The following is an 11,668-nucleotide window of genomic DNA, read 5'->3' on the forward strand; positions in this document are numbered from 1 at the left end:
CAACGTTCACTGGCAAGCCGTATTCAGGCGCAAACTTCACTCACCAGCCTGGCAAGCTCATCGGCGTAGCCACGCACGACTTTTTCGTCGTCGCCTTCGACCATTACCCGCACCAGCGGCTCGGTTCCGGACTTGCGCAACAGCACGCGCCCGCGACCACCCATGGCCTCGGTCACCCGCGCGCAGGCCTCTTTGACCGAGGGGTGCTCGACCGGATTGACGTCGCCGCCGGCAAAGCGCACGTTGACCAATACCTGAGGACACTTGCGCAGCCCCTGACGGGCGTGTGCAAGGGTTTCGTCACGGCGCTTGAGGGCCAGCAGCACCTGCAGCGCAGCGATGATCGCATCGCCCGTGGTGGTGTGATGGCAGCAGACGATGTGGCCCGAATTCTCGCCACCCAATTGCCAGTCACGCTCCTTGAGCTCGGCCATCACGTAGCGGTCGCCGACGCTGGCGCGAACGAACGGGATGGACAGGTCCTGGAAGGCCAGTTCCAGGCCCAGGTTGCTCATCAGGGTACCGACCACGCCGCCGTGCAGCTTGCCGCGCTCGTGGAGATCGCGAGCGATGATGAACAGCAAGTCGTCGCCATCGACGATGGCGCCCGTATGGTCGACCATCAATACGCGGTCACCGTCTCCGTCGAAGGCGATGCCCAGGTCGGCATGGCCTATCAGCACGGCAGCCTGCAACGCTTCCATGTGGGTCGAGCCGCAATTGTCGTTGATGTTCAGGCCATCGGGCGCGGCAGACAGCACGGTGACCTGCGCACCCAGCTCGCGAAAGACATTGGGTGCGACCTTGTAGGTGGCGCCATGGGCACAATCGATCACCAGCTTGAGGCCGGCGAAATCGGTGGTGGTGGGCACGCTGCTCTTGCAGAACTCGATGTAGCGGCCAGCGGCGTCGTTGATGCGCGAAACCTTGCCCAGCTTGCTGGACTCGGCCACCGTCATCGGCGCATCCATGAGCTCTTCGATCATCGACTCGACTTCGTCGGGCAGCTTGGTGCCCTGGCCGGAGAAGAACTTGATGCCGTTGTCATCGTGCGGATTGTGCGATGCACTGATGACGATCCCGGCTTCGGCATGGAACGTACGCGTCAGGTAGGCAATGGCGGGCGTGGGCATCGGGCCGAGCAACAGGACGTCGGCGCCGGCCGCGGACAGGCCGGCCTCCAGCGCCGATTCGAACATGTAGCCAGAGATCCGCGTGTCCTTGCCGACCAGCACGCGGCACGCGCCCATCTTGCGGAACGCCATACCGGCCGCCCAGCCCAGCTTGAGCATGAAATCAGGGGTAATGGGGTACTCGCCGACACGACCACGAATGCCGTCGGTGCCAAAATATTTCCTGCTCATAAGTACTCCGTAATTCTTATTCGGCCGCTTCAACAGCGGCGATCATCCGAACGACATCAATCGTTTCGGCCACATCGTGGACGCGCAAGATCTTCGCACCCTTGGTCATCGCCAAGGCCGCCAGGGCCAAGCTGCCATTGAGGCGCTCGGCCACCGGCTTGTTCAGGGCCAACCCAACCATGCTCTTGCGCGAAACACCTACCAGCAAGGGCCGCCCAAGCGCATGCAGCGCCTGCATATGCTTGAACAGGCTGAGGTTGTGCGCATGCGACTTGGCGAAACCGAAGCCTGGGTCGAGCAGTATACGCTCTGCAGGGATGCCGACCGAAGCACAGGCGTGCATGCGTTCGGACAGAAAGCCCGCCACCTCGCCCAGCAGGTCGTCGTAGTGGGGATGGTCCTGCATGGTGCCGGGCTCGCCCACCATGTGCATCAGACATACCGGAAGGCCGGTGGCCGCAGCGGCGTCCAGTGCGCCGTCGCGGCGCAGCGCGCGCACGTCGTTGATCAAACCGGCGCCGAGCCGTGCACTTTCGCGCATGACTGCTGGCGTGGAGGTGTCCACCGAAATGATCACATCAAGTTCGCGGTTGATCGCTTCGACCAAGGGCGCGACACGCTCAAGTTCTTCCACCGTAGACACAGCTCGAGCGCCTGGGCGTGTCGATTCGCCACCGATGTCGATCAAGGTTGCGCCGGCATCGACCATCGCCTGCGCATGACGCAGGGCCAGATCGCGCTGGTTGAAGCGGCCACCATCAGAAAAGGAGTCGGGGGTGATATTGAGGATGCCCATGACGTGCGTCTGGGCCAGATCGAGAACCCGGTTGCCGCAAGGCAACCGAGTGGGGTATTGCGAAGGGGTCATGTCAAACCTTAGGTATCTAGCGTTGAGGCGTCTGTATCAGACCTCGGCCGCTGGTCCACCGATGGGTGTTTCAGGACGTGGATCCGGGGCGATGGTAGTGCCCGACGAACCCGAACCACCGCCGGACCAATCGCGAGGCTCACGTGGCGTGCGGCCTGCCATGATGTCGTCGATCTGATCGGCATCGATCGTCTCGTACTTCATCAGCGCGTCCGCCATTGCATCCAGCTTGTCACGGTTGTCCGTGAGAATCTGCCTGGCCGTGCCGTAGCACTGGTCGATAATGCTGCGCACTTCGGAGTCGATCACCTTGGCAGTCTCGCCCGACACTGCTGCCGCACCACCGCCGCCGCCACGACCCAGGTAACCCTGGTCTTCGTCTTCCGCGTAGAGCAACGGCCCGAGCTTCTCGGAGAGGCCCCACTTGGTGACCATGTTCCGAGCGATCTGGCTGGCACGCATGATGTCGTTGGACGCACCGGTGGTAACGCCATCGAAGCCCAGCGTCATTTCCTCGGCAATGCGCCCCCCGTACAGCGAGCAGATCTGACTGATCAAGGCGCGCTTGGAAAGGCTGTAGCGATCTTCCTCAGGCAGGAACATGGTCACGCCCAGCGCGCGACCGCGCGGGATGATCGAGACCTTGTAGACCGGGTCGTGCTCGGGCACGACGCGACCGACGATGGCATGGCCCGCTTCATGGTAAGCCGTGTTCTGCTTCTCTTTCTCGGACATGACCATGTTTTTGCGCTCGGCGCCCATCATGATCTTGTCCTTGGCGAGCTCGAATTCCTTCATCTCGACAAGGCGCTTGCCATTGCGGGCAGCGAACAGCGACGCTTCGTTGACCAGGTTGGCCAGATCGGCACCGGAGAAACCCGGTGTACCGCGAGCGATGACCGCAGGGTTCACGTCGTCGCCCAAGGGCGCTTTCTTCATGTGAACCTTGAGGATCTGCTCGCGACCGCGGATGTCCGGCAGGCCCACCACGACCTGACGGTCGAAACGGCCAGGGCGCAGCAGCGCAGCGTCGAGCACGTCCGGACGGTTGGTCGCGGCAATGACGATGATGCCGTCATTCATTTCGAAGCCGTCCATTTCGACCAGCAACTGGTTGAGCGTCTGCTCGCGCTCGTCGTGACCACCGCCCATGCCGCCGCCACGATGGCGACCCACGGCATCGATTTCGTCGATGAAGATGATGCAAGGCGCGTGCTTCTTCGCCTGTTCGAACATGTCACGTACACGGCTGGCACCGACACCGACGAACATCTCGACGAAGTCCGAACCGGAAATGGTGAAGAACGGTACCTTGGCTTCGCCGGCAATGGCCTTGGCCAGCAGCGTCTTACCCGTACCGGGCGGGCCGACCATCAGCACGCCGCGGGGAATGCGACCGCCCAGGCGCTGGAACTTGCCTGGATCGCGCAGGAACTCGACCAGCTCGCCGACTTCCTCCTTCGCTTCGTCGCAACCAGCCACGTCGGCCAGGGTGGTCTTGACCTGGTCTTCGGAGAGCAGGCGCGCCTTGCTCTTGCCGAAGCTCATCGGGCCGCCCTTGCCACCCGCCCCGCCTTGCATCTGGCGCATGAAGAACATGAACACCGCGATGATCACCAGGATCGGGAAGCTGGCTACCAGTAGCTGGGTCCAGATGCTTTGCTGTTCAGGCTGCTTGCCCTCGACCACGACCTTGTTGTCCACCAGATCGCCGATCAGGCCATTGTCCTGGATGGCGGGCCGGATGGTCTTGAAGGCATCGCCATCGGTGCGCTTGCCGGTGATGACATAGCCATCCACGGCAACGCGCTCGACCTTGCCGTCCTTCACCTGCTGGATGAAGTCGGAATAGTTGAGGGTCTGCGGCTCATTGGGGCTGGAGAAGTTGTTCATGACCGTCACCAGGACGGCGGCGATGATCAACCACAGGATCAGATTCTTTGCCATATCGTTCAATTCGCTACCCTCTGAAGCCTGCTACCCGCAACCCGCGCAGGCGTGCTTCGCATGATGTTCACCGGCCAAACTTACTACATTGCCTACGGCTCCGCAGGCGGCGTCTGTAACCTTTTGTGAAACTTTGACTGCGTAATCTTCGTTTATGCTCAGCATGCCGCGCCATTTAATAAAAGCTATCGACAGCCTCAGACCTCATGGTCCGGCTTTTCCGCACCCTTGAAACCACGGCCCAGCAAGTACTGCTCGCGTGAGCGGTCACGGGACGAGGAAGGCTTGCGCATCTGCACCTTGTCGAACATCTGCCGAACGGTCTTGTGATACACGTCGAAGCCTTCACCCTGGAAGACCTTGATCAGGAAATCACCGCCCGGACGCAGGACCCGGCTGGCCAGGTCGAGCGCCAGCTCGCAGAGGAACATTGCACGCGGCATGTCGACTGCGGCCAGTCCACTCATATTGGGGGCCATATCGGAAATCACAAGGTCGACCTGCGAATTACCGACGGCCTCGAGGATCTGCGCCAGCACTGCATCCTCGGTGAAGTCGCCCTGAATGAAGGTGACATCGGGGATGCTGTCCATTTCCAGGATATCGGACGCGATGAGTCGGCCCTGGCCACCAATCAGACGACTGGTCACCTGGGACCATCCACCAGGCGCGGCGCCCAGGTCGATGACACTCATGCCGGGGCGGATCAGGCGGTCGCGCTCCTGTATTTCCAGCAGCTTGTAGCTTGCACGCGAACGATACCCGTCTTTCTGCGCCATCTTGACGTAGGGATCGTTGAAGTGTTCTTTCAGCCAATTGAGGCTTGTCTTGGAACGGGCCACGGGGCACCTCGAATAACGGGTCGTGATTAACTGGGCGGAGCCGAGGGCGCTCGGGTAAACTGGCCGCCGCTTTTTACAAGATCAGATGAAGGGTCAGATTATGCCGCTCACTCAAGAGCAGAAGAAACAGTACAAATCGATTGGTCACCATCTGAAGCCGGTTTTGATGGTTGCCGACAATGGTTTGACTGAAGGTGTTTTAGCAGAATTCGAACGCGCCTTGAGCGATCACGAGCTGATCAAGATCAAACTCAACATCCTCGACCGCGAACAGCGCCTGCAAGCCGTTGCCGAATTGTGCAAGGTCGGCCGTGCCGATCTGGTCCAGGTCATCGGCAAGATGGCCCTGGTTTACCGCAAGAACCCGCAAGTGAACAAGCAACTGTCGAACGTGCATCGCTTTCGCTGATGCCCGGGCCGACCCTCGAGGTCGCGCCCTGCGCGCCGCCGAGGGGCCCGGCTGCCCTACCAACACCAGGCTAACGCCCAACAGCTGGTAGCACCACAGCTGCCAGATGGCGGCGCTCACGCGCCGCCACGGCAGTCGATCAAACGTGGGCGACTTCGACGATCTCGTACTCGATCACGCCGCCGGGGGTTTTCACCGTGACCACGTCGCCTTCTTCCTTGGCGATGAGGGCACGTGCGATCGGCGAGCCATGGGACAGCTTGCCGCCCTTGATATCGGCTTCGTCCTCACCGACGATCTTGTACTTCACGCGCTCGTCGGTTTCGACATTGGCGATTTCCACGGTCGTGCCGAAAATCACCTTGCCGGTTTTCGGAATCGTGGTGACGTCGATCACCACGGCGTTCTGCAAACGCCCCTCGATGTCACGGATACGCGCTTCGACCATGCCCTGCTCTTCGCGGGCCGCATGGTATTCGGCGTTTTCCTTGAGGTCGCCCAGCTCGCGCGCCTCACCGATGGCCTGGCTCAGGCGCGGACGCTCGACCTTGCTGAGTTTTTCGTGTTCTTCCTCCAGGGCACGATGGCCCTGGACGGTCATTGGGTACTTGATCATGCGTTGAGTCCTGCGTGGAGATCCTGCAAACGGCGCACGGTCTTTTCAGGACCGAACTTGAGCGCTTCACAGATCGCTTCGCCAGCGGCAATGGTCGTGGTGCAGTAGATCTTGTGCTGCAAGGCGTTGCGACGGATCGAGTAAGAATCGGCGATAGACTGACGGCCTTCGGTGGTGTTGATGATCAAGGTGACTTCGTCGTTCTTGATCATGTCGACCACGTGCGGGCGACCTTCGGTCACCTTGTTGACGCGACGTACCTTCAAACCGGCTGCTTCGATGACGCGTGCGGTGCCTGCGGTGGCGACCACTTCGAAGCCCAGTGCGATCAGGTCGCGGGCCACGCCAGCCACCAGCGGCTTGTCGTCGTCACGCACGCTGATGAAGGCCGTGCCGCCGGTCGGCAGCACTTCGCTGGCGCCCATCTGCGCCTTGGCGAAGGCTTCGCCGAAGGTGTCGCCGACACCCATCACTTCACCCGTGGATTTCATTTCCGGGCCAAGGATCGGGTCGACGCCAGGGAACTTGGCGAACGGGAACACCGCTTCCTTGACGCTGTAGAAGTTGGGAATGATTTCCTTGGTGAAGCCGATTTCCTTCAGGGTCTTGCCGGCCATGACGCGCGCGGCAATCATTGCCAGCGAGGTGCCGATGCACTTGGACACGAACGGCACGGTACGCGAGGCACGCGGGTTGACTTCGATCACGTAGATCTTGTCGCCCTGCAGCGCCAGCTGCACGTTCATCAAGCCGATGACACCCAGTTCCAGGGCCATCTTCTTGACCTGCTCGCGCACTTCGTCCTGGACGTGGGTCGGCAGCGAGTACGGCGGCAGCGAGCAGGCCGAGTCACCGGAGTGAACACCGGCCTGCTCGATGTGCTGCATGATCGCGCCGATGACCACGTCGGTGCCGTCGCACACCGCATCCACGTCCATCTCGATGGCGCAGTTGAGGAAGTGGTCGAGCAGTACCGGGCTGTCGTTGGACACCTGTACGGCTTCACGCAGGTAGCGCTTGAGCTCGTCGAGTTCGTAGACGATCTCCATGGCGCGGCCGCCCAGTACGTACGACGGGCGCACGACCAGCGGGTAGCCAATCACGCCAGCGGCGCGAATGGCTTCTTCTTCGCTGCGCACGGTCGCGTTCGGCGGCTGTAGCAGGTTCAGGCGCTGGACCATCTGCTGGAAACGCTCGCGGTCTTCGGCGCGGTCGATGGAATCGGGGCTGGTGCCGATGATCGGCACGCCGGCTTCTTCCAGGGCGCGGGCCAGTTTCAGCGGGGTCTGGCCGCCGTACTGGACGATGACGCCCTTGGGCTTCTCGACGCGCACGATTTCCAGCACGTCTTCGAGCGTCAATGGCTCGAAGTACAGGCGATCGGAGGTGTCGTAGTCGGTGGACACGGTTTCCGGGTTGCAGTTGACCATGATGGTCTCGTACCCGTCGGCGCGCAGGGCCAGGGCCGCGTGAACGCAGCAGTAGTCGAACTCGATGCCTTGGCCGATACGGTTCGGGCCACCGCCCAGGATCATGATCTTGTCGCGGTCGGTCGGGTTCGCCTCGCACTCTTCCTCGTACGTGGAGTACAGGTAGGCGGTATCGGTGGCGAACTCGGCGGCGCAGGTGTCGACGCGCTTGTAGACCGGGAACACGTCCAGCTTGTGGCGGTGACGACGCAGATTCTTGTCGGTGATGCCCAGCAGCTTGGCCAGGCGCTGGTCGGAGAAACCCTTGCGCTTGAGGCGGAACATCAAGGCCTTGTCGATATCGGCCAGACCCAGGGTCTTGACCTTCTCTTCTTCCTTGATCAGGTCTTCCATCTGCACCAGGAACCAACGGTCGATCATGGTCAGGGCGAAGATGTCGTCCACGCTCATGCCGGCGCGCATGGCGTCGGCGACGTACCAGATGCGCTCGGCGCCCGGCACGGTCAGTTCGCGCTTGAGGATGCCGTTGGCTTCGGGGCTGCTCAGGTCGACTTTCGGGTCCAGGCCACTGACGCCCACTTCCAGGCCGCGCAGGGCTTTCTGCAGGGATTCCTGGAAGGTCCGGCCGATGGCCATGACTTCACCCACGGATTTCATCTGGGTGGTCAGGCGCGCGTCCGCTTTCGGGAATTTCTCGAAGGCGAAGCGTGGCAGCTTGGTGACGACGTAGTCGATGGACGGTTCGAACGACGCCGGGGTCTTGCCGCCGGTGATGTCGTTCTGCAGTTCGTCGAGGGTGTAGCCGACGGCCAGCTTGGCCGCGACCTTGGCGATCGGGAAGCCGGTGGCCTTGGAAGCCAGTGCCGAGGAACGCGACACGCGCGGGTTCATCTCGATCACGACCATGCGGCCGGTGTCCGGGCAGATACCGAACTGTACGTTGGAACCGCCGGTTTCCACGCCGATCTCGCGCAGCACTGCCAGCGAGGCGTTGCGCAGGATCTGGTATTCCTTGTCGGTCAGGGTCTGCGCCGGTGCGACGGTGATCGAGTCACCGGTGTGCACGCCCATCGGGTCGAAGTTCTCGATGGAACAGACGATGATGCAGTTGTCCTTTTTGTCGCGGACCACTTCCATCTCGTACTCTTTCCAACCGATCAGCGATTCGTCGATCAGCAGTTCCTTGGTCGGCGACAGGTCCAGGCCACGGGCGCAGATCTCTTCGAACTCTTCACGGTTGTAGGCGATGCCGCCGCCGGTACCGCCCATGGTGAACGATGGACGAATGATGCACGGGAAGCCGAGCTTCTCCAGCACGGCATTGGCTTCTTCCATGCTGTGGGCGATACCCGAGCGCGGGCAGGCCAGGCCGATGGACTTCATGGCCTTGTCGAAACGCGAACGGTCTTCGGCCTTGTCGATGGTGTCGGCATTGGCACCGATCATTTCCACGCCGAACTTGGCCAGAACGCCTTCGCGCTCCAGGTCCAGGGCGCAGTTCAGGGCAGTCTGGCCACCCATGGTCGGCAACACGGCGTCCGGACGCTCTTTCTCGATGATCTTGGCCACGGTCTGCCACTTGATCGGTTCGATGTAGGTGGCGTCGGCCATGTCCGGGTCGGTCATGATGGTGGCCGGGTTGGAGTTGACCAGAATGACGCGGTAACCCTCTTCGCGCAGGGCCTTGCAGGCCTGGGCGCCGGAGTAGTCGAATTCGCAGGCCTGGCCGATGACGATCGGGCCGGCGCCAAGAATCAGGATGCTTTTCAAGTCTGTACGTTTTGGCATGGTTCTCACTCAATTGCGCAGTTCAGCCGGCTGCCCGCCTGAACTTTATTGGGCGGCGCCCTGGCGGCCTGTCCGTCTTCGACGGGGCCAGCCGGGGCGCGCGTTACACACGGGTCCGACAGTGATCAGCGGCGCTTGGCCATCGATTCGATGAAGCGGTCGAACAGCGGCGAGACGTCGTTCGGACCGGGGCTGGCTTCAGGGTGACCCTGGAAGCTGAACGCGGCCTTGTCGGTCAGCTCGATACCCTGCAGGGTGCCGTCGAACAGCGACTTGTGGATCGCGCGGACATTGCTCGGCAAAGTCGCTTCATCCACCGCGAAGCCGTGGTTCTGGCTGGTGATCATCACCACGCCGCTATCGATATCCTGCACCGGGTGGTTGGCACCGTGGTGACCATGACCCATCTTGACGGTCTTGGCGCCGGCGGCCAAAGCCAGCAACTGGTGGCCCAGGCAGATGCCGAAGACCGGAATCTCGGTCTGCAGCACTTCCTTGATCGCTTGGATAGCGTAGTCGCAGGGCTCTGGATCGCCAGGGCCGTTGGACAGGAACACGCCATCGGGGTTGAGCGCCAGTACGTCGGCGGCCGGGGTCTGCGCAGGCACCACGGTGAGGTGGCAGCCACGCTCGACCAGCATGCGCAGGATGTTGACCTTGACGCCGTAGTCGTAGGCGACCACGTGGTAAGGCAGCTCGCTGTTAGGCACATCGGGGTGGCTGTCGGATTTCAGTTCCCAGACACTGGAGCGCCACTGGTAGGTGTCCTTGGTGCTGACTTCCTTGGCCAGGTCCATGCCCTTGAGGCCAGGGAAGGCGCGCGCGGCGGCGATGGCGGCCTCTTCGCTGATGTCGTCACCGGCCATGATGCAGCCGTTCTGCGCGCCTTTCTCTCGCAGGATGCGGGTCAGGCGGCGGGTGTCGATGCCGGCGATGGCAACCACGTTGTTGGCTTTCAGGTAGTCGTCCAGGGCCATGGTGTTACGCCAGTTGCTGGCCACCAATGGCAGGTCGCGGATCACCAGGCCTGCGGCCCAGACGCGATCAGACTCGGCATCTTCCGGGGTGGTGCCGGTGTTGCCGATGTGGGGGTAGGTCAGGGTGACGATTTGCTGGGCATAGGAAGGATCGGTAAGGATTTCCTGATAGCCGGTCATGGCGGTGTTGAACACCACCTCTCCAACGGTTTGCCCGTCGGCTCCAATGGCTTCGCCGCGAAAGATGCTGCCATCGGCAAGGGCGAGTATGGCTGGCTTAGTCAAGAAGACCTCCCGTAAATAAAGCCTGAAAGGGCGATCGCAGGTTGTAAAAAAGCGGAATGCCGTATGGATACGTCACCCCGCTTCTTTTCATCGAATTATCTGCGCGCTTTTAGTGGACACACTAAAGCTGTAGCTTACAGAAAAGAGGGGTTTTGGTCTACCGCGAATGCGGTGCGGACTTGAGGGAATGCGACTTTGGCGCGCTTTCCCCTGTAGGAGCGGTCATTGGCCGCGAATAGGCACCGCGGTGTGTCAGCAAGGCTGCGGCGTCTGGTTCGCGGCCGATGACCGCTCCTACGGGAGGAGCGAGCCGGGCGCAGCTGGGTCAATGCAGGTCCAGCACGTCCTGCATGTCGTAGAAGCCTGGGGCGCGGCCGTCGAGCCAGAGGGCGGCGCGTACCGCTCCCTTGGCGAACGTCATGCGACTGGACGCCTTGTGAGTGATCTCGACGCGCTCGCCGTCAGCGGCGAACAACACGGTGTGGTCACCCACCACGTCGCCCGCGCGCACAGTGGCGAAACCAATGGTCTGGCGCTCGCGCGCGCCGGTCTGACCTTCACGGCCGTACACCGCCACCTTTTTCAGATCGCGACCCAACGCGCTGGCAATCACTTCGCCCATGCGCACGGCCGTGCCCGAGGGCGCATCGACCTTGTGCCGGTGATGGGCTTCCATGATCTCGATATCGACGTCGTCGCCCAACACGCGCGCAGCGGTGTCGAGCAACTTCAGGCACAGATTGACGCCGACACTGAAGTTGGCGGCGAAGACGATAGGGATATCCTTGCCCGCCTCGGCCAGCAACGCCTTTTCTTCGGCACTGAAACCGGTGGTGCCGATGACCATGGCCTTGCCCGCCTTGCGGCAGAACGCCAGGTTCTTCAGCGTTACCGTTGGGTGGGTGAAGTCGATCAACACATCGAACTCCTCCGCCACCTTGGCCACATCGCCCGACAGCGGTACGCCGATCCGCCCCAGCGCAGCCAGCTCGCCGGCATCGGCGCCGACCAGTGTGCTGTCCGGCCGATCGACCGCCGCCGTCAAACCGGCGCCGGGCGCCAGTTGGACCGCTTCGATCAGGGTCTTGCCCATGCGCCCGGCGGCGCCCATCACAGCTATACGTCGCATGCTCGAATCCTTA

9 protein-coding genes are annotated in these 11,668 nt (G+C 62.0%); 1 reads left to right on the top strand and 8 read right to left on the bottom strand.

Annotated elements, in window-relative coordinates:
• Nucleotides 1-23: 23 nt before the first annotated feature.
• The 4 genes from glmM to rlmE form a co-directional block, all read right to left on the bottom strand.
• Nucleotides 24-1,364 (bottom strand): phosphoglucosamine mutase, encoded by a 1,341-nt coding sequence (gene glmM, locus H7993_RS19555; RefSeq protein ID WP_122480188.1) that lies wholly within the window; start codon nucleotides 1,362-1,364, stop codon nucleotides 24-26.
• Nucleotides 1,365-1,380: 16 nt separating this feature from the next.
• Nucleotides 1,381-2,232 carry a dihydropteroate synthase gene (gene folP, locus H7993_RS19560; RefSeq protein ID WP_185795387.1) on the bottom strand — a complete coding sequence of 284 codons (852 nt, stop codon included), beginning with the start codon at nucleotides 2,230-2,232 and terminating at the stop codon, nucleotides 1,381-1,383.
• Between the two features lie 36 nt (nucleotides 2,233-2,268).
• Complete coding sequence (gene ftsH, locus H7993_RS19565; RefSeq protein WP_185795388.1) at nucleotides 2,269-4,179, bottom strand: ATP-dependent zinc metalloprotease FtsH; 1,911 nt, start codon at nucleotides 4,177-4,179, stop codon at nucleotides 2,269-2,271.
• A gap of 197 nt (nucleotides 4,180-4,376) precedes the next feature.
• Nucleotides 4,377-5,021 carry a 23S rRNA (uridine(2552)-2'-O)-methyltransferase RlmE gene (gene rlmE, locus H7993_RS19570; protein WP_185795389.1) on the bottom strand — a complete coding sequence of 215 codons (645 nt, stop codon included), beginning with the start codon at nucleotides 5,019-5,021 and terminating at the stop codon, nucleotides 4,377-4,379.
• A gap of 100 nt (nucleotides 5,022-5,121) precedes the next feature.
• On the opposite strand from rlmE, the gene H7993_RS19575 reads away from it, so the two are divergent.
• Nucleotides 5,122-5,430 carry a YhbY family RNA-binding protein gene (locus tag H7993_RS19575; RefSeq protein ID WP_049858703.1) on the top strand — a complete coding sequence of 103 codons (309 nt, stop codon included), beginning with the start codon at nucleotides 5,122-5,124 and terminating at the stop codon, nucleotides 5,428-5,430.
• Nucleotides 5,431-5,569: 139 nt separating this feature from the next.
• Here the strand turns inward: H7993_RS19575 and greA are convergent, their stop codons facing one another.
• From greA to dapB, 4 genes are all read right to left on the bottom strand, one after another.
• A complete protein-coding gene (gene greA / locus H7993_RS19580; protein ID WP_122480192.1) occupies nucleotides 5,570-6,046 on the bottom strand; it encodes a transcription elongation factor GreA in 477 nt (158 codons plus the stop codon).
• Complete coding sequence (gene carB / locus H7993_RS19585; RefSeq protein ID WP_185795390.1) at nucleotides 6,043-9,264, bottom strand: carbamoyl-phosphate synthase large subunit; 3,222 nt, start codon at nucleotides 9,262-9,264, stop codon at nucleotides 6,043-6,045. Before carB ends, greA begins: the two co-directional genes overlap by 4 nt.
• 125 nt (nucleotides 9,265-9,389) lie before the next feature.
• On the bottom strand, nucleotides 9,390-10,526 hold the full coding sequence (carA, locus tag H7993_RS19590; protein ID WP_122480194.1) for a glutamine-hydrolyzing carbamoyl-phosphate synthase small subunit: 1,137 nt from the start codon (nucleotides 10,524-10,526) through the stop codon (nucleotides 9,390-9,392).
• A gap of 325 nt (nucleotides 10,527-10,851) precedes the next feature.
• Nucleotides 10,852-11,655 carry a 4-hydroxy-tetrahydrodipicolinate reductase gene (gene dapB / locus H7993_RS19595; RefSeq protein ID WP_122480195.1) on the bottom strand — a complete coding sequence of 268 codons (804 nt, stop codon included), beginning with the start codon at nucleotides 11,653-11,655 and terminating at the stop codon, nucleotides 10,852-10,854.
• Nucleotides 11,656-11,668: the final 13 nt, after the last annotated feature.

The sequence above is a fragment of the Pseudomonas baltica genome (assembly GCF_014235765.1).
Classification (GTDB): domain Bacteria; phylum Pseudomonadota; class Gammaproteobacteria; order Pseudomonadales; family Pseudomonadaceae; genus Aquipseudomonas; species Aquipseudomonas baltica.

Excerpts from the sequence above, each read along its gene's own strand:
- carB (WP_185795390.1), bottom strand. The coding sequence starts at position 9,264 with ATGCCAAAACGTACAGACTTGAAAAGCATCCTGATTCTTGGCGCCGGC.
- H7993_RS19575 (WP_049858703.1), top strand. The coding sequence starts at position 5,122 with ATGCCGCTCACTCAAGAGCAGAAGAAACAGTACAAATCGATTGGTCAC.
- greA (WP_122480192.1), bottom strand. The coding sequence starts at position 6,046 with ATGATCAAGTACCCAATGACCGTCCAGGGCCATCGTGCCCTGGAGGAA.
- glmM (WP_122480188.1), bottom strand. The coding sequence starts at position 1,364 with ATGAGCAGGAAATATTTTGGCACCGACGGCATTCGTGGTCGTGTCGGC.
- ftsH (WP_185795388.1), bottom strand. The coding sequence starts at position 4,179 with ATGGCAAAGAATCTGATCCTGTGGTTGATCATCGCCGCCGTCCTGGTG.
- dapB (WP_122480195.1), bottom strand. The coding sequence starts at position 11,655 with ATGCGACGTATAGCTGTGATGGGCGCCGCCGGGCGCATGGGCAAGACC.
- folP (WP_185795387.1), bottom strand. The coding sequence starts at position 2,232 with ATGACCCCTTCGCAATACCCCACTCGGTTGCCTTGCGGCAACCGGGTT.